This window comes from Cupriavidus respiraculi (assembly GCF_914271545.1).
Lineage (GTDB): Bacteria > Pseudomonadota > Gammaproteobacteria > Burkholderiales > Burkholderiaceae > Cupriavidus > Cupriavidus respiraculi.
This window is the reverse complement of the sequence record NZ_CAJZAH010000001.1, coordinates 1,691,844-1,710,000: the sequence shown is the minus strand read 5'-3', so window position 1 is coordinate 1,710,000 and position 18,157 is coordinate 1,691,844. Positions and strand designations below refer to the sequence as shown.

The following is an 18,157-nucleotide window of genomic DNA, read 5'->3' as shown; positions in this document are numbered from 1 at the left end:
ATCGGGTCTCCCCGACAGCTCGCTCTTTCGAGCGGTCGCTCACTCTCAGAAAACTGACTGGCCAAGTCCGAAAACCTGACCAACATGTTTTACTGTGCGAGCACTTTATAACTTGTAAGCTCCAGGCAACTTGCGCCGCCTGTGCGTCCCGTTATCGAGCGCCCACACTTATCGGTTGTTTGATTGTTAAAGATCCGTCTGCCCCGGCTCGCTTTGCTTCGCCAGGCGCTGCTTCGTCAGCAGCAGAGAAACGAGATTATGTAGATCTTTTCGTTTCCCGTCAACAGGGCAGCGCACTTTTTTTCGTCGCCGCAGTGCCGGTCATCCTGCCCCGCCACTACCCCCTGCCAACCCCGCAACCCGCGCCCCGCCTGCCTTGCAGGCTCGCTGTCGTGTTGCGAGGGGGCGAATATTAGGGGACTTTGGCGGCCTTGGCAATACCTTTGTCACAGAAATATGGCCGCGGTTCAAAACTTCTCCGCCGGCCTCCGGCGGAGGTCCGGGAAGGCGGCGTGCACGCTCCATTAGAATCCACCCATGCACGACCATCCCATCTATCTGCCTTCCCGTTTCGATTCCGACGCACGCCGCCTGGACGCGCAGGCGCTTGCCGCCGCGCTGTCCCGCCCTATCGTCTTTGTGGATCTGGAGACCACCGGCGCGGACGCACAGCGCGACCGCATCACGGAAATCGGCGTGGTGGAAGTCGGGCCTGACGGCGTGGTGGAATGGGACACGTTGCTGGACCCCGGCATCGGCATTCCGCCCTTTATCCAGCGCCTGACCGGCATCACCGACGAGATGGTGCGCGGCCGCCCCACGTTCGCCACGCTGGCCGAGGCGCTGGCGGAGCGGCTGCATGGCAAGCTGTTCATCGCCCACAACGCGCGCTTCGACTACGGCTTCCTCAAGAACGAGTTCCGCCGGGCCGGCGTCACCTTCCGGGCCGACGTGCTGTGCACGGTGCGGCTGTCGCGGGCGCTGTTCCCGTCGGTGGAGCGGCACGGCCTGGACGCGCTGATCGCCCGCTTCGAGCTCCAGCCCAAGGGCCGGCACCGCGCGCTGGCCGACGCGGAACTGCTGTGGCAGTTCTGGCAGCGCATCCACTCGCTGTATTCCGTGGAGCTGGTGGAGTCGGCGGTCCAGGCGCTGATCAAGCGTGCCAGCCTCCCCGCAGGACTGGAGGAGACGGCGCTGGACGACGTTCCGGCCACACCGGGCGTGTACCTGTTCTACGGCGATCACGACGTGCCGCTCTATATCGGCAAGAGCGTGCATCTGCGCCAGCGCATCGGCGCGCATTTTTCGGGGGACCACCGCGTCGCCAAGGACCTGCGACTGTCCCGCGCGGTGCGGCGCGTCGAGTGGCGCGAGACTGGAGGCGAGTTGGGCGCCCGCCTGCTGGAGGCGCAACTGGTCAAGCGCCTGGAGCCCGTGCATAACGCCTTGCTGCGCCGCAAGTCCAGGCTGTACGCGTGGGAATTGCCGCCCGGGCTGCCGGCGCCGCGCCTGCGCTGCGACAGCGATACGGACTTCGCCCGCCAGCGCCATCTGTATGGTCCCTTCAACAGCCGCGGGGCCGCGCATGCCGCGCTGCGCGAACTGGCCGAGAGCGCGGGACTGTGCCAGGCAACGCTGGCGCTGGAGAAAGCCGCCCGCCGCGGGCTGCCCTGCTTCGCGCGGCAGTTGCATCGCTGCGCCGGCGCCTGCGTGGGGGAGGAATCGCAAGCCGTCCATCGTGCCCGACTGCAGGGCGCGCTCGACGCCTTGGCGGTCGCGCCGTGGCCGTTCGACGGCGCGGTGGCGTGGCAGGAGCGCGCCGAAGGGGCCGGCTGGTGGCACGTCATCGAGAACTGGTGCTATCTCGGCTCGGTGCAGGACGTGCGCGATGCCGCGGCCCTTGTCACCGAACCCGCGCGCTTCGATCCGGACACCTATCAGATCCTGGCGCCGCATCTGGCGCAGATGCTGGCGACCGCGGTGCCGCTCGACGTGCAGCGCCAATTCCAGCTGGAGGCCCCCGTGCCGCCGCCCATTCCACGCCAGGCGGAGACTGCGCCGGCCGCAAAGCCCAGGCGCGCCCGCGTGAGTTCGCCGCTGCAGCCGGACCTGCTGGCGTTCTAGCCGGCTTGCCCGCCATTGCGGCGGTCGCCTACGCTGATCCACGACACCATCTCGTGGAGCGCGCATGCCGCCATCGCCCATCTTCCCGTCCACCGCAACCCGCGCCGTTGCCGTCCTGCTTGCCCTGGCGGCGGCGGGATGCGCGCAATCGGCCGGCATGCAGACGGTCCTCGATTCATGGCGCTCGGCACCGATCGAAGAGGCCAGGGCGCAATGGGGCCCGCCGGCCACCACCGAGGCGGTGCCGAACGGTACCGCCTATGTCTGGACGCATGAAGGGCTGCTGGCAAAGGCGCCGGGCAGCGGCCCGCGCGAAGCCCGGGCGCCGACCGATCCCGCACCGCCGACCACATCGCAGTGCGAACGCCGGCTGATCGCCGGCCCGGACGGCACGATCGTCGGCGGCGACTGGCGCGGGACTGGCTGCTGCCTGAGCGCATCGTTTGGCAGTTGCGCGCGCCTGCGCTACCCGGGAGCCACGCGCTGAACGCAAGCCGTGACCGGTGCTGGTGCGGGCCGTGCGACTGCGGCACCAAAACGGACAGCGCCGCGCGGTTGCGTGCCCGCTTCCGGCACAGTGTCAGTGCAGCGCACCGTCGCCCAGTCACGTCATTCCGTGGCACAGCTCTTGCTGAACTTTCGACCGAGTAGAAGCGGTTAGCGCCAGCGCATTTCCCTCATGGGCCAGATGCGCTTCGGCGCGGGACATTGCTCTCGCGACCCTCCGGTCGCACACCGACGACGCACGCCGCGTCGGTGTTTGAACCCGGCAAACGCCGAGCACAAGAGCGCAGAGATGTCCCGGATCTTCCCCACACATCCCACGCGCGATGCCATGGCATCGCCAGCCTCGTCCGCGCGTCGCGACACGCCGCGCGCGGCGCCGCTCGTCGTCCCGCCCCCTTCCATCCCGACGAACCAGAGAGTCCCCATGAAAACCACTCCCCCACGCCGTCGTCTGTTCCACGCCGCCCTCTGCGCTGCGCTGTCGCTCGCGGCGTTGCCGCTGGCCGCGCGCGCCGCCGACAAGGTGACCTTCCTGACTTCCTGGTATGCCCAGGCCGAGCATGGCGGCTTCTATCAGGCCGTGGCCGAGGGCATCTACAAGAAGCACGGGCTCGATGTGACCATCCGCATGGGCGGACCTCAGGTCAACGGCATGCAGATCCTGACCAGCGGTCAGGCCGACTTCATGATGGGCTACGACCTGCAGGTGCTCAAGAGCATCGAGCAGGGCGTTCCGGTCACCACCGTGGGCACGTCGTTCCAGACGGACCTGCAGGGCGTGATGACCCATGCCGACGTCAACAGCCTGGCCGACCTGAAGAGCCGCACCGTGCTGGTATCGACGTCGGGCCGCACGACGTGGTGGCCGTGGCTCAAGGCCCGCTACCAGCTCGACGACGCGAACTCGCGCGTCTACACCTTCAACCTGCAACCGTTCTTCGCCGACCCGAAGGCCGCGCAGCAGGCCTACGCCTCGTCGGAGGTATTCGCCGCGGACAAGGCCGGCGTGAAGACCAAATTCTTCCTGTTCGCGAACGACGGCTACCCGCCCTACGGCACGACCATCGTGACGATGCAGAAGACGGCAAAGGAAAAGCCCGAGCTGGTGGCCCGCTTCGTCAGGGCAACGATGGAGGGCTGGAAGAGCTACCTCGCCAATCCGGCGCCGGCCAACGCGCTGATCAAGCAGGACAACCCGAACATGAAGGACGACCAGCTCGCGTGGGGACTGGCCAAGCTCAAGGAGTACCGCATGGTCGACGGCGGCGACGCGGCGACGCAGGGCATCGGCGTGATGACCGATGCGCGCTGGCAGAAGACGCGCGACTTCATGGTCGGTGCGGGCCTGCTCAAGGCCGAAACCGACTGGAAGAAGGCGTACACGACCCAGTTCGTCAAGGACCTGAAGGTCATGCCCTGAGCGCCGTCGCCCATCGCGATCCCTGCGTCCCCCATCACTACGAGGAATTCCCCATGCTGGTCACCCAACAACGCGTGCTGCGCCGCTTCTGGTACGCCCTGATGCCGACGTCGATGCTCGACGATGGCCCCAAACCCTTCACCCTGCTCGGCGAGAACCTGGTGCTCTGGCGCGGCGCCGATGGCCGCGTCGCCGCCCTGCAGGATCGTTGCTGCCACCGTACCGCGAAGCTGTCCAAGGGCTGGGTCAACGAGCGCGGCGACATCGTCTGTGGCTATCACGGCTGGGAGTACGACTGCTCGGGCGCCTGCGTGAAGATCCCGCAGCAGCCCGACAGCCCGGTGCCATCCGGTGCCCGCGTGCCCGCCTATCGCGCGGAAGAGAAGTACGGCTACGTGTGGGTCGCGCTGGACGATCCGCTGCAACCCATTCCGGATTTTCCCGAGGACGGCGATCCGGCCTACCGCCGCATCCATCAGTACTACGAGCGCTGGAACACCAGCCCGCTGCGCGTGATGGAGAACTCGTTCGACAATTCGCATTTCAGCTTCGTGCACCGGGCCAATTTCGGCATCGCCGACCAGCCCAAGCCGGAAAAGTACGTGCTGGAGCAGCGGGAATGGGGCTTCGAGGCCGAGACACTGGTGCCGATCCGCAATATCCCCGCCGGCTTCCGCGTGACCGGCACGGAGGAACCCATTACGTACCGGCATATGTTCAACCGCTGGGACCTGCCGTTTACGCGCCGCTTCGGCTGCATCTATCCCACCAGCGGCAAGCATCACATCATCTACAACTGCGCCACGCCGATCGACGACAAGACGGTGATGCTGTCGCAATGGCTGTATCGCAACGACCGCGAGGAGGATTGCTCCACCGAAGAGCTGATCGCCTGGGATGCGCCGATCGTGGCGGAGGACCGCGAGATTCTCGAGGCCACCGACTATGACGCCTGCATCGATACGCGGCGCCGCGTGGAATTCCATATGGAGTCCGACAAGCCGGGCCTGCTGATGCGCAAGATGCTGCTGGAACTGCTGACCGCGCACGGCGAGAAGGAAGTGTTCCGCATCCCCGTAGTTAGCGCCTGAACGCGACGGAGCCCACCATGTCAGCCATCTTCCGCAGCGCTGCGCCCGTCGCCTCCACGACCGGCCCCATCCATCCGGCCGGCGCGCCCGCCGCCGCCGAAGCGGTACGTGGGTCCGACGAGCCCATCCTGTTCGCCAACCAGGTCCAGAAGACCTATCCGAACGGCACCACCGCGCTGGAGCGGGTAAGGCTGTCGATCCGCCCCGGCGAGTTCGTCTCCCTGCTCGGGCCGTCGGGCTGCGGCAAGAGCACGCTGCTGAAGCTGTTCGCGGGGCTGGAGACGCCCACTGCCGGCCATGTGCGCTGGTGGGGCCAATCGGCCTTGCCGGCGACGGCGCCGGCCAGCGGCCGCACGCTGGCGATGGTGTTCCAGGAGGCCACGCTGATGCCCTGGGCCAAGGTGCACGACAACGTCCGGCTGCCGCTGGATCTGGCGCGCCTGCCGCGGGACGTGGCCGACGAGCGGGTGCGGCGCGCACTGGCGCTGGTGGGGCTGTCGCAGTTCGGCAAGGTCTATCCGCGCGAGCTCTCGGGCGGCATGCAGATGCGCGTGTCGATCGCCCGGGCGCTGGCGACCGAGCCGGACCTGCTGCTGATGGACGAGCCATTCGGCGCGCTGGACGAATTCACCCGCAACCGGCTCGATGCCGACCTGCGCGCGCTGTGGGCGGAACGCGGCCTGACCGTGGTGTTCGTCACCCACAGCATCTACGAGGCGGTCTACCTGTCGAGCCGCGTGGTGGTGATGGCAGCCCGGCCGGGCCGGGTGATCGCCGACATCGCCATCGACGGCCCGCCCGAGCGGGACGAGGCATTTCGCGTGTCGCCCGTCTTCATGCAGTACTGCGCGCAGCTGTCCGCACTGCTGACGCAGGCCAACACCGGCGCCGATACCCATTTGGCCTGACGGCCGCGTCGATCCCTTGCCCCCGGAGACACCGATCATGACTTCGCCCCTGCTTTCACGGCCCGCCGCGCAGCGCGTGGCCGCGCCGCTCGCGGTTGGCCTGGTGCTGCTGCTTGCGTGGCAGGCCCTGTGCGTCTCGCTGGACGTACCGGCCTATCTGGTGCCTGCGCCGAGCGCAATCGCCCGCACGCTGGTGCAGGACTGGAGCCTGCTGTCCGGTTCGCTGCTGGTGACGCTGCGGATCACGCTGCTGGCCTTCGCCACCGCCGTCGTACTGGGAACGGCCGCGGCGTTCCTGTTCGTGCAGAGCCGCGTGATAGAGGCCAGCCTCTTTCCCTACGCGATCCTGCTGCAGGTGACGCCAGTCGTGGCCATCGCACCGCTGATCATCATCTGGGTCAAGGAGCCGACGCTGGCGCTGGTGATCTGCGCCACCATGGTGGCCATCTTCCCGATCCTGTCCAACACCGTGCTGGGCCTGCGCAGCGTCAATCCGGGCCTGCTGAATCTGTTCCGCATCAACCGGGCAAGCCGCTGGGACACGCTGCGGCGCCTGCGGATCCCCAGCGCGCTGCCCTACTTCTTCGGCGGCCTGCGCATCTCGTGCGGGCTGGCATTGATCGGCGCGGTGGTGGCCGAGTTCGTCGCCGGCACCGGCGGCACCGGTGCGGGACTCGCCTATCAGATCCTGCAGGCCGGCTTCGCGCTCAATATCCCGCGGCTGTTCGCCGCGCTGGTGCTGATCACGGCCACCGGCGTGCTGCTGTTCGGCGCCATGGTGATGCTGTCGCGGCTGGCGCTCTCCCACTGGCATGACAGCGAGCTGACATGAGCGCCATGACGCATGACACCACCTCGCTGCTGATCCGCCATGCGAGCGCGATCCTGACCGGCATGGCCGGCGCCGATGCCCGCCACGCGGGCCCCGACATCCGCGTACGCGGCGGGCGGATCGACGCGATCGGCGCGCTGGCGCCCGAGCCTGGCGAACGCGTGATCGACGCCACCGACTGCGCGGTCTATCCGGCCTGGGTCAACACGCACCACCATCTGTTCCAGTCGCTCCTCAAGGGCGACCCCGCGGGCATCGACCTGTCCCTGACGCCGTGGCTGGCCGCCACGCCGTACCGCTTCCGCGCCGCCTTCGACGAACCGACGTTTCGCCTGGCGGCGCGCATCGGGCTGGTCGAGCTGCTGCGCAGCGGCTGCGGCACCGTGGCGGACCACAACTATCTGTACTACCCCGGCATGCCTTTCGATACGTCGGCCATCCTGTTCGAGGAAGCCGATCGGCTGGGGATGCGCTTCGTACTGTGCCGCGGCGGCGCCACGCGCACGCGCCAGCTCGAAAGCGATTTGCCGCAGGCGCTGCGCCCCGAAACGCTCGACCAGTTTCTCGCCGATTGCGAGCGCCTGGTGGCGCGTTACCACCAGCCCGAGGCCGATGCAATGCGCCGCGTCGCGATGGCGCCCACGACACCGCTCTATTCGCTGGCGCCGCAGGAACTGCGCACGGTCGCCCGCACCGCCCGCCGGCTCGGCATCCGGCTGCACAGCCATCTGTCCGAGACGGTCGAGTACGACAACGCCGCGCGCGCGATGCATGGCATGAGCCCGGTGGCGTTCTGCGGCGAGCATGAATGGCTGGGGCCGGACGTCTGGTTCGCCCATCTCGTTAAGTTGTCCGCCGGGGAGATCCGCGAGCTTGGCGCCACCGGCACGGGCATCGCGCATTGCCCGCAAAGCAATGGCCGGCTTGGCAGCGGTATCGCTGACATCCCGGCGCTGGAAGCGGCGGGCGTGCCCGTGTCGCTGGGCGTGGATGGCGCCGCCTCGAACGAGGCGGCCGACATGATTTCCGAGGCCCATGCGTGCTGGCTGCTGCAGCGCGCGCGTCGCGGCGAGCAGGCGCACCCGGCGGCGCAGGGTGGCACCTTCGAAGGCGGGGCCGATGCGGCGCGCGTCGAGGACGTGGTCCGCTGGGGCACCGCCGGCGGCGCGGCGGTGCTGGGGCTCGGGGCCATCGGCACGCTGCGCCCCGGCATGGCCGCCGATCTGGCCATCTATCGCCTGGACGATCCGCGCTGCTTCGGGCTGCACGATCCCGGCATCGCGCCGGTGGCCAGCGGCGGCCGTCCGGCGTTGCGCGCGCTGCTGGTGGGCGGGCGCGTGGTGGCCGAGCACGACACGATCCCCGGGATTGATCTGGAAGCACTGGGCCGCGCGGCGCGCGACGCGGTGCGCCGCCTGCGCGACCATGCGCAAGGAGCGGCGGCATGAGGGCGCCGATGCCGGCGGGCTGGCGCGAGATGCGTGTGCGCGGCATCCGCCTGGAGACCGACGCCATCCGCAGCTTCGAGCTGACACCCATCGCGCCGGAACCACTGGCGCCGTGGACGCCGGGCGCGCATCTGGACATTGCGTTGCCGGACGGCGGCATGCGCCAGTATTCGCTGTGCGGCGATCCCGCCGAAGCCGCCTATCGCATCGCCGTCAAGCGCGAGCCGGCATCGCGCGGCGGCTCGGCCTGGCTGCACGACGCGGTCACGCCGGGCATGGTGCTGCGCGTGGGAACGCCGCGCAATGCGTTCGGCTTCGATCCGCAGGCCACGCAGCTGGTGCTGATGGGGGCCGGCATCGGCATCACGCCATTGCTGCCGATGTGGCGCGCCGCCCGGCGCGCGGGCATTCCGGTGGCCCTGCACCTCGCGGCCGGCGCGCGCGACGAGGTGCCGTTCCGCGAGGCCCTGGAAGATGCCGACGATGTGCGCCTGTATCTGGATCGGGCGCCCGCCGCCATCGCGCAGGCGCTTGCGCAGGCCATGCCCGCATGGGCGGCCGGCGCGCTGCTTTATACCTGCGGCCCGGCCGGGTTCATGGAGCACGTCCTGCGCTGTGCGGGGCAACGCGGCTGGCCCGATCACGCGCTGCGGATGGAGCGCTTCGCGCCGATCGCGCCCGCGCCCGGCGGCGACCGGGCGGCAGCCGCCGGCCCGTCCCAGGTACCGGTCCGCTTTGCCCGCAGCGGCATCACCGTCCAGGCGCGCCCCGGCGAGTCCCTGCTCGCGCTGGCGCGCCGGCATGGCATCGACATCGGCACGGGTTGCGAGCAGGGCTTGTGCGGCGCCTGCATGACCGAGGTGGCCGAAGGCGTGCCGGAGCATCGCGACAGCTATTTGTCCGAGTCCGAACGCGAGCGCTGGGTGCTGCCGTGCGTCTCGGGATGCGGTGCCCTCCCGCTGGCGCTGCTGGCATAAGGGTGCGCGGCGCGGGCGCGCGCCGTCGCGTGTCAAATCTCAACCAATCTTCCGAAACTGAAAATCGCGGCGAGGGGCAGCCGTTATGTTGGCGCGACTTTCCACCCACCGACCTATCGAGAGGATGCCGCCATGCCCTATCGCTCATCTGGCACATCGGGAAAACATGCCCCAACCGTCGGCACCCACGCAGTGGCGGCCGCGATCCGCATCGATGCGGATCCAAGGGCGGGCCTCGCAAAAGGTGCGTCCACGCGGCTGTCGCTGCTGCAATCCATCCAATCCCTGATTCCCACGCTGTCCGACCGCTTTGCCGCCGACATCGGCGCCCTGACCGGCACGGTGGGCGCGACCACCACGGCCCGCGCCGCCCCCTGCGCAAATCCGACGGTCCTCCTTCAGCGTTGCCGCCACACACTCGCGGATATCCAGCGCACGCTGGCAGGCATGGCGCCCGCCGACGGCGTCCAGGCCGATCCGGCCGAAACCTCCCAGTCCATCGCACCGAAGGACCAGCGGGCGCTGAGCGAGGCTTGCGACCTGGCGTTCGACCAGATCGCGCAGTTGTGCCGCCACGCCGAGTCGAACGCCACATCCGCCGAGCGCGACAGCCAGGCGCTCGCCGCCTGCTCGACCGCCGCGGCCATGATGGCGTCATTGATGCTGGCGCTGCGAACCGCATCGGGCGACGAGCGCAGCCTGCCGACGATCGCCATGGCCGCGGTCGCCCTGCGCGTCGGCATGGCCGGGTTGGGTGTGGCGGGCATGTTGTGCGAAGGCGAGGGCCCGGACCATGAGCCTTATGCCGGCTACGACGGACATCGCCAACACCTTCAGGAAATGGTGCGGTCCGCGAAGGAGCGCCTGCGCGGGCAGGAACTGGGCGCGGAGCGGGACCCGGACACCATGGCGCATGTCTCCGGCATTGCCCGCGTGGTCCGCGACAATATCGACACGCTGACCGCGGAGGAGCGGCAGGCCGCGTTCGACGCCGTTCCCGGTGCGGACGGCGAGCCTGGCCCGACGGTCCACGCCCTCTTCCTGAACCAGCGCCTGCCCGAGGCCTTGCCCGCCCCGCGCGTTGCCGTCAAACCCGGTTCGGCGCCGTGACGCCGGACCAGTCACCGGTGCGCTCCAGCACCGGAGACATGCCGACGAACGTGGCACGCAGTGGCATGGCGCCAGGCCGGCGTATCACCCGTTCGATATGCAGCCGGACCAGGCGCTCCGCACCTCGGTACAGCGCCACCTCCGGACCCTCCCAGATCACTTCCGCGCGCGCGGCCACATGCAGCAGCGTGCCGCTGCGAAAATCGATCGCCAGCAGGCCGGCGCGGGGATTCACCACCAGATTGCCGATGGTATTGAAGTAGGCGTTGCCATTGAAATCCGGGAACGTCAGCGTGCGGCTGTCGTCCACCCGGACAAAGCCCGGCTTGCCGCCGCGATGCGACACATCGGCGCCGGCGGCGTCCGGCTCCGAGGCATCCTGATAGTGGGTCGCGATAAAGAGGGTGTCCGCCTCGCCAATCATTGCCGCGCCGGCATCGTCGAGTTGGTCCGACTGCCACACGGACGCTCGCGTGCCGGTACCGGACGCTACCGGCTCAAGATCGCGCAACTGGATGTAGCGCGGACAATTGCCAAAGCTCTGGCGCACCTCGACGGTCATGCCGCTTGCGTCGAGCGCCGCGATCGTGCCATTGAGCCGGTTGCGCCGCCGCGTATGCAGTTCGATTCCCAGCAGCCCGATATCGGCGCCGGCAGCCATGGCGCCGGCAAGAGGATCGTCCGCGCGCAGATGCGCGTCGATGCGCAAGCGCCTGGGGTCCGGTGCATGCGCAAACCTGGGGGCGCCGCTCAATACGGTCGCCCATGGCGTTCCCTGGCGGTCCAGCGCACCCATCACCATGAATGGCAACTGGGCAAAGAAGGTGCGGTGCTGCTCGGGCATCTCGGCGCGCACCACCCGTCGCCCGGCGCTCTCCATGAGCTCACGCTTGCCCGCCCGTTCCTGCGCGAGGCGCTCGCCCGCATGAAAGGGCGAGCTTCGATGCGGCCATCCTGGCAGATCCATCTCCGTCTCCCGTGGTTCGTTTCCCCATCGCGTCCTTTCGACCGCGAGTCCACATTGTGCGATTGCATCCATCGGCAAGAAATGGGGGCATCCGTATTTGACTACTCCACGTTTTGGAGTAATGTGCCGCCATGGACAAACTCCGGGCCATGCAGACCTTCGTGCGAATCGTCGACCAGGGCAGCCTGACCGCCGCTGCGCAGGCGCTGGGCACCTCGCTCCCGGCCGTGGTCCGTACGCTGGCTGCGCTGGAGGCACATCTCCAGGTGCGGCTGCTGAACCGCACCACCCGGCGACTGTCGCTGACCGATGAAGGCCGCGGGTATCTGGACAGCTGCCGCCAGATTCTCGCCACCGTCGACGAGGCCGAGGCACGGCTGTCCGCGCGCCACGTGGAGCCAAGTGGCCGTCTCGCGATGACGGCCCCGGTGCTGTTCGGCCAGATGTACGTCGCCCCGGCCGTCACTGCCTTCGTCGAGCGCTACCCGGCCGTGCACTGCGCGATGATGTTTACCGACCGCGTCGTCGACATGGTCGAGGAGGAAATCGACGTGGCGGTGCGCATCGGCCCACTGGCCGATTCGACGCTGGTGGCACAGAGCGTGGGCGAGATCCGGCGGGTCGTGGTGGCCGCCCCGGCCTTTCTGCGGCGGCACGGCGAGCCGGCCCATCCCGACGAACTGGCGCGCAGCCGCTGTGTGCGCTTCCTGCCGGGCCAGAGTGCCGCGCCCTGGTGGGCCTTCCAGGAAAATGGCAGACCGTTCCACGTGGCGGTCGACGGCAACCTCGCCTTCAACCAGACCGCGCCTGCCGTGGCCGCCTGCGCCGCCGGGGCGGGCTTCGGCCATTTCCTGTCGTATCAGGTGGCGCCACTGGTCGCCAGCGGGGAGTTGCGCATCGTGCTGGCATCGTTCGAACTGCCAGCATGGCCGCTGTCGCTGGTCTACCCGCACGCGGGCCTGCTGCCGGCCCGTACCCGAGCCTTTATCGATTGGATGAAGACGCATCTGCGGGACGCCTCGCGCGCCTTCTGTCCATAAGGGAAGCCCCTAGGAAACGGAGGAATTAGCAGATTTCCTCCAGGTGATCCGGACCGGATCGTCCCATACCGGAAAGTCGAAAATAGAGCCGCGCTGCTTGACGGGGGCGCAGCGCCGCCCTATGGTTTCGAAAAAGCGAATTCCAGTTCGAGAATTCAGGATTCGAATCCGGAGGAGACATGCACGCCAGCACCCGCCTGATGGACGCGCCGCCGAAGAGTGGCGCCCGACCCGCGTTTCCCACCGTCGACACGCCGTCGATTCTCCAGCCACCACGCCAGCAGCGCGCCCGCGATACCGAACAGGCCTTGCTGACGGCCGGCCGCGAATTGCTGGCCTCGCGCGATTTCGCGGCGATCCCGGTCGCCCAGATCGCGTCGGCATGCAAGCTGTCCGTGGGTGCGTTCTATGGCCGTTTCCGCGACAAGAAAGCCTTCTTCGAATCGCTGCGCGCGCTGGTCATGCGCGAGACGGAGGAGTCCATCGACCAGTACCTCGCGCTGGAGCGCTGGTCGCAGGTGCCGACCGCGCAGATGCTCGAGCGCACCATGCGCTTCCTGGTCAACGGTTGCCGGGCCAACCGCGGCGTGATCCGGGCGTCGTTGCGCCACGCTGCCGACCGGCCCGAGGAATGGCAGCCGCATCGCGAGAGCGGCGAGGCGTTCGTGCGCCATATGCTCGCGCTGCTGCTGCCGCGCATGGCAGAGCCGGCGGCCACCGCCGAGCTGCGCGTGCGCTTTGCCATGCAGACGGTCCTCGGCATGCTGGTCAACGCGGTCCTGAACGACCCGGCCCCGCTGCAACTGGACGATGAGCGGCTGCCCGTCGAGATGGCCCGGCTGGTGGCGCGCTACCTCGAACTGCAGGACTGACGCCGCACGGCCCGACCGCAACGGCCGGGCGCCTCACGCGCCGGCCGTCGCCGGCCTGGCCACCCGCGCCGCCCCGCTCATGCAGCGGTCAAATGACCGCTATGCATCGTGCGGCGGCTTGCTTTGTTCCGCGCGGCACCCCCTCTACAATCGACGCGCACGACCAGTGGGCGGCCCGCCGCCGCCGCGTCGATGCCCGGCTCACGCTCCCCTCACTTACTTTCCTCCGGTCATTGCCATGGCAACGCTATTCCTCGTGCGGCACGGTCAGGCGTCCTTCGGCGCGGCCAACTACGACTGCCTCTCCGCCACCGGGCGGCAGCAGTCCCGCTGGCTCGGCGAGTATTTCCGCGAGCGCGGTCTGACCTTTCGGCGCGTGCTGGCCGGCTCGCTGGTGCGCCAGCAGGACACCGCGCTGGAAATCCTCGCCGGCATGGGAGACCCCGCCGCCCAGACGGCGCTGGAGACGCACGCCGGCTTCAACGAGTACGACGGCGAAGCGCTCTATCGCTGCCACACGGGCGGTGGCGATCATCGCGCCCATCAGAACGGCGACTACAACGATTACTGGCGCACATTCCGGGCGGCCTTCCAGGCCTGGACCAGCGGCGAACTGGCCGGCATGCCCGAGACCTGGACCGAGTTCGGCACGCGGATCAACGCCGGCCTGGCGCACGCGGCGGAAGGCGCCACGCGCGAGGACGCCATCCTGCTGGTCAGTTCGGGCGGCGCCATCGGCCGCGCGGTCGCGGACCTGCTCGGCGCCCCCGCGCAGACCGCCATCGAGCTGAATCTGCAATTCCGCAATACCGCCTTCTGCGAGATCATCTGCGGCCGCAATACCCAGCGCCTGCTCAGCTTCAACAACGTGCCGCATCTGGATCGCGCCGAACGGCGCAGCGCGATCACCTTCGCCTAGGGCGCGCGGACGCCGCACGCGGCTTCGCGCACGGAAGCGCCGCCGTTCGCGGTACACGTCCTGCTCGCCGATTTCCTGCACGACCCCGTTCCCCGGAGCCACCATGACCACAGCCTCGCCCTCCCCTTCCGTCATTGACCCCGCAGCGTTCGAGACGCTGCGCTATGCGGTCGAGCACGGCGTCGCGACCATCACGCTGCACCGGCCGGACAAGCTGAACGCGTTCACCGCGCAAATGATGCGGGAGCTGATCGCGGCCTTCGACGCCACCGACGCGGACGATGCGGTGCGGGCCGTGATCGTCACCGGCTCGGGGCGGGCCTTCTGCGCGGGTGCGGACCTGTCGTCCGGCGGCGCGACCTTCGACTATGAGAAGCGCTATGGCGCGCCGCCGGATGCGCCCCATCGGGACGGCGGCGGACAGGTGGCGCTGCGCATCTTTCGCAGCCTCAAGCCGGTGATCGCCGCAGTCAACGGGCCGGCGGTCGGCATCGGCGTCACCATGCAGCTGCCGATGGACTTCCGGCTCGCCTCGACCGACGCGCGGTTCGGCTTCGTGTTCTCGCGCCGGGGCATCACGCCAGAGGCCGCCTCGTCATGGTTCCTGTCGCGCGTTGTCGGCATCTCGACCGCGCTGGAGTGGTGCTATACCGGCCGGCTGTTTTCCGCGCAGGAGGCGCACGACCGCGGCCTGGTGCGCTCGCTGCACGCGCCGGACGAGCTGTTACCGGCGGCGCAAGCGCTGGCGCGCGAGATCGCCGACAATGCTGCACCGGTGTCCGTCGCCATCGCGCGGCAGATGATCTGGCGCATGGCCGGAGCCAGCCATCCGATGGAGGCGCACCGCCTGGACAGCCGCGCGATCCAGTCGCGCGGGCGCTCGGCCGATGCCAGGGAAGGGGTGAGCGCGTTCCTCGAGAAGCGCCCCGCCGCCTTTCCCGAACGCGTCTCGCGGGACATGCCGGACTTCTTCGACTGGACCAGCGAGCCGCCTTTTGTCTGAGCGCCTCACAAGACAGAATCAATCAGGAGCCCAATGTGAATGTGACCACGGCAGTGCAAAGCCGCAAGTCGGTGCGAGGCTTTCTCCCGGACCCGGTGGACCCCGAACTGATCCGGCGGGTGCTCGAGACCGCGGCGCGCGCGCCTTCCGGCGGCAATCTGCAGCCCTGGCATATCCACGTGGTGGGCGGCGAGGCGATGGAGCGCCTGAAGGCGATCATGCGCCGGCGGGTGGAGGACGCCCCGGACGGCGAGCCCGCCGAGTACAACGTATATCCGCCCGCGCTGGTGTCGCCCTATCGCGAACGGCGTTTCCAGGTGGGCGAGGATCTCTACGCGTGCCTCGGCATCGCGCGCGAGGACAAGGCAGGCCGCCGCGCGCAGTTCGCGCGCAACTACCAGTTCTTCGGCGCGCCGCTGGCGCTGTTCTGCACGGTGGACCGCCGCATGGGTCCGCCGCAATGGTCGGACCTGGGCATGTATCTGCAGACGGTGATGCTGCTGCTGCGCGAAGCCGGCGTGCATAGCTGCGCGCAGGAGTGCTGGGCCAAATATCCGCTGACGATTCGCGACTTCCTGGCCTTTCCGGAGGAGCGGATGCTGTTTACCGGCATGGCGATCGGCTACGAGGACGAGACCGCGCCGGCCAACCGGCTGCGCGCGGCGCGCGCCCCGCTGTCCGAGTTCGCGCAATTCATCGGCATCTGAGCCGGCCGGCGCCGTGCCAGGCCGCGGTGTTGCCCGGGGCCGGCGCGGCCGGCCCCGGCGGCCTTACTTCCTCGCGTTGACCACGGCCTCGCGCACGTTCGCCGGTGCCTCGGCGTAGTGCTTGAACTCCATGGTGTAGGTCGCGCGGCCCTGCGTCAGCGAGCGCAGCGAGGTCGAGTAGCCGAACATCTCGGCCAGCGGCACCTCGGCGCGCACCAGCTTGCCGCCACCCCCGGCGATGTCTTCCATCCCATGCACGATGCCGCGCCGCGAGGACAGGTCGCCCATCACGTTGCCGGTGAAGTCCTCCGGCGTTTCCACCTCCACGGCCATCATCGGCTCGAGCAGCGCCGGCTTGGCGCGGCGCATGCCTTCCTTGAAGGCCATCGAGCCGGCCATGCGGAATGCGTTTTCGTTCGAATCCACGTCGTGGTATGAGCCGAACACCAGCGTCACCTTGACGTCGACCACGGGGAAGCCCGCCAGCACGCCCGCGTTGAGCGTGTCGCGGATGCCCTTGTCCACCGCGGGGATGTACTCGCGCGGCACCACGCCGCCCTTGATGGCGTCGACGAACTCGTAGCCCTTGCCCTGGGGCTGCGGTTCCATGTCGATCACCACGTGGCCGTACTGCCCGCGGCCGCCCGACTGCTTGACGAACTTGCCCTCGACGTCCTTGGCACCTTGCCGGATGGTTTCCCGGTACGCGACCTGCGGCTTGCCGACCGTCGCCTCGACGCCGAACTCGCGCTTCATGCGGTCGACCAGGATTTCCAGGTGCAGCTCGCCCATGCCCGAGATGATCGTCTGGCCCGATTCCTCGTCGGTCTTGACCCGGAACGACGGATCTTCCTGCGCCAGCCGGTTCAGGGCGATGCCCATCTTCTCCTGGTCGGCCTTGGTCTTGGGCTCCACCGCCTGGGAGATCACCGGCTCGGGGAACACCATGCGCTCCAGCACGATGATGTGGTTGGGGTCGCACAACGTGTCGCCGGTAGTGGCCTCCTTCAGGCCGACCGCAGCGGCGATGTCGCCGGCGCGCACTTCCTTGATCTCGTTGCGCACATTGGCGTGCATCTGCAGGATGCGCCCCAGCCGCTCGCGCTTGGCCTTGACCGGGTTGTAGACCGTGTCGCCGGAATTGACCACGCCCGAGTACACCCGGAAGAAGATCAGTTGTCCGACGAAGGGGTCCGTCATGATCTTGAAGGCCAGCGCGGAGAACGGCTCGTCATCGCTCGGATGGCGCTCGGCCTCCTTGTCGTCCTCGGTGTGGCCGAGGATGGCGGGCACGTCGACCGGCGACGGCAGGTAGTCGATGACGGCGTCGAGCATGGCCTGCACGCCCTTGTTCTTGAACGCACTGCCGCACAGCATCGGCACGATCTCGTTGGCCACCGTGCGCTTGCGCAGGCCCTGCTTGATCTCGTCCTCCGTGAGGGGCTCGCCGCCCAGATACTTGTCCAGCAGCGCCTCGTCCGCCTCGGCGGCGGCCTCGATCATGCGCTCGCGCCAGGTGTTGGCGACCTCGACCAAATCCCCGGGGATGTCGCGGTATTCGAAGCGCACGCCCTGGCTGGCGTCGTCCCAGACGATGGCCTTCATCTTGACGAGGTCCACGACGCCCTGGAAGTGGTCCTCGGCGCCGATCGGCACCTGGATCGGCACCGCATTGCCCTTCAGGCGCTCGGCGATCTGGTCCCGCACGCGGAAGAAGTCCGCGCCGATGCGGTCCATCTTGTTGACGAAGGCGATGCGCGGCACCTTGTACTTGTTGGCCTGGCGCCAGACGGTCTCCGACTGCGGCTGCACGCCGCCGACCGCGTCGTAGACCATGCAGGCGCCGTCCAGCACGCGCATCGAGCGCTCCACCTCGATCGTGAAATCGACGTGGCCCGGGGTATCGATGATGTTGATGCGATGCTCGGGATAGTTGCCTGCCATGCCCTTCCAGAAGGCGGTGGTGGCCGCCGACGTGATGGTGATGCCGCGCTCCTGCTCCTGCTCCATCCAGTCCATCGTCGCCGCGCCGTCATGGACTTCGCCGATCTTGTGATTGACCCCTGTGTAGAACAGGATGCGTTCGGTGGTGGTGGTCTTGCCTGCGTCAATGTGGGCGCTGATGCCGATGTTTCGGTAGCGCTCGATCGGGGTTTTGCGGCTCACGGCACTCTCCTGGAAAGTGGGAAGCTAGAGTAGCACTTTCGCAAGACCTCTGGTGGCAGGGGACAT

At 68.5% G+C, this 18,157-nt stretch carries 16 protein-coding genes; 14 read left to right on the top strand and 2 right to left on the bottom strand.

The window, feature by feature from the left end; translation table 11 throughout:
* Positions 1 to 537: 537 nt before the first annotated feature.
* The 9 genes from LDO27_RS07570 to LDO27_RS07530 all read left to right on the top strand — a co-directional run bounded on the left by LDO27_RS07570 (position 538) and on the right by LDO27_RS07530 (position 10,417).
* Complete coding sequence (locus LDO27_RS07570; RefSeq protein WP_224040729.1) at positions 538 to 2,124, top strand: 3'-5' exonuclease family protein; 1,587 nt, start codon at positions 538 to 540, stop codon at positions 2,122 to 2,124.
* 64 nt (positions 2,125 to 2,188) lie between these two features.
* The gene (locus tag LDO27_RS07565; protein WP_224040728.1) at positions 2,189 to 2,611 is read left to right on the top strand and encodes a hypothetical protein; all 423 of its coding nucleotides are present in this window, start codon (positions 2,189 to 2,191) and stop codon (positions 2,609 to 2,611) included.
* Between the two features lie 444 nt (positions 2,612 to 3,055).
* Positions 3,056 to 4,051, top strand: coding sequence for an ABC transporter substrate-binding protein (locus LDO27_RS07560; protein ID WP_224040726.1), 996 nt, complete (start codon positions 3,056 to 3,058; stop codon positions 4,049 to 4,051).
* Between the two features lie 53 nt (positions 4,052 to 4,104).
* Positions 4,105 to 5,142 carry an aromatic ring-hydroxylating dioxygenase subunit alpha gene (locus LDO27_RS07555; RefSeq protein ID WP_222208911.1) on the top strand — a complete coding sequence of 346 codons (1,038 nt, stop codon included), beginning with the start codon at positions 4,105 to 4,107 and terminating at the stop codon, positions 5,140 to 5,142.
* A gap of 17 nt (positions 5,143 to 5,159) precedes the next feature.
* Complete coding sequence (locus LDO27_RS07550; RefSeq protein ID WP_224040724.1) at positions 5,160 to 6,050, top strand: ABC transporter ATP-binding protein; 891 nt, start codon at positions 5,160 to 5,162, stop codon at positions 6,048 to 6,050.
* A 37-nt stretch (positions 6,051 to 6,087) separates the two neighbouring features.
* Positions 6,088 to 6,882, top strand: coding sequence for an ABC transporter permease (locus tag LDO27_RS07545; protein WP_224040722.1), 795 nt, complete (start codon positions 6,088 to 6,090; stop codon positions 6,880 to 6,882).
* Positions 6,879 to 8,330 (top strand): amidohydrolase family protein, encoded by a 1,452-nt coding sequence (locus tag LDO27_RS07540; protein WP_377747303.1) that lies wholly within the window; start codon positions 6,879 to 6,881, stop codon positions 8,328 to 8,330. Before LDO27_RS07545 ends, LDO27_RS07540 begins: the two co-directional genes overlap by 4 nt.
* Positions 8,327 to 9,307, top strand: a complete 981-nt coding sequence (locus LDO27_RS07535) for a PDR/VanB family oxidoreductase (protein WP_224040721.1) — start codon at positions 8,327 to 8,329, stop codon at positions 9,305 to 9,307. Before LDO27_RS07540 ends, LDO27_RS07535 begins: the two co-directional genes overlap by 4 nt.
* Positions 9,308 to 9,439: 132 nt before the next feature.
* Positions 9,440 to 10,417 (top strand): hypothetical protein, encoded by a 978-nt coding sequence (locus LDO27_RS07530; protein WP_224040719.1) that lies wholly within the window; start codon positions 9,440 to 9,442, stop codon positions 10,415 to 10,417.
* Here LDO27_RS07530 and LDO27_RS07525 read toward each other — a convergent pair.
* On the bottom strand, positions 10,395 to 11,384 hold the full coding sequence (locus LDO27_RS07525) for a pyridoxamine 5'-phosphate oxidase family protein (protein WP_224040859.1): 990 nt from the start codon (positions 11,382 to 11,384) through the stop codon (positions 10,395 to 10,397). The genes LDO27_RS07530 and LDO27_RS07525 overlap by 23 nt on opposite strands.
* 131 nt (positions 11,385 to 11,515) lie before the next feature.
* On the opposite strand from LDO27_RS07525, the gene LDO27_RS07520 reads away from it, so the two are divergent.
* The 5 genes from LDO27_RS07520 (at position 11,516) to LDO27_RS07500 (ending at position 15,925) form a co-directional block, all read left to right on the top strand.
* Positions 11,516 to 12,424, top strand: a complete 909-nt coding sequence (locus tag LDO27_RS07520) for a LysR family transcriptional regulator (protein WP_224040717.1) — start codon at positions 11,516 to 11,518, stop codon at positions 12,422 to 12,424.
* Between the two features lie 179 nt (positions 12,425 to 12,603).
* Positions 12,604 to 13,296 (top strand): TetR/AcrR family transcriptional regulator, encoded by a 693-nt coding sequence (locus LDO27_RS07515; protein ID WP_224040716.1) that lies wholly within the window; start codon positions 12,604 to 12,606, stop codon positions 13,294 to 13,296.
* Positions 13,297 to 13,534: 238 nt separating this feature from the next.
* Complete coding sequence (locus LDO27_RS07510) at positions 13,535 to 14,215, top strand: histidine phosphatase family protein (protein WP_224040713.1); 681 nt, start codon at positions 13,535 to 13,537, stop codon at positions 14,213 to 14,215.
* 103 nt (positions 14,216 to 14,318) lie between these two features.
* On the top strand, positions 14,319 to 15,218 hold the full coding sequence (locus LDO27_RS07505; protein ID WP_224040711.1) for a crotonase/enoyl-CoA hydratase family protein: 900 nt from the start codon (positions 14,319 to 14,321) through the stop codon (positions 15,216 to 15,218).
* 35 nt (positions 15,219 to 15,253) lie between these two features.
* On the top strand, positions 15,254 to 15,925 hold the full coding sequence (locus tag LDO27_RS07500) for a nitroreductase (RefSeq protein WP_224040709.1): 672 nt from the start codon (positions 15,254 to 15,256) through the stop codon (positions 15,923 to 15,925).
* Between the two features lie 63 nt (positions 15,926 to 15,988).
* Here LDO27_RS07500 and fusA read toward each other — a convergent pair whose 3' ends face one another.
* On the bottom strand, positions 15,989 to 18,091 hold the full coding sequence (fusA, locus tag LDO27_RS07495) for an elongation factor G (RefSeq protein ID WP_222208928.1): 2,103 nt from the start codon (positions 18,089 to 18,091) through the stop codon (positions 15,989 to 15,991).
* Positions 18,092 to 18,157: the final 66 nt, after the last annotated feature.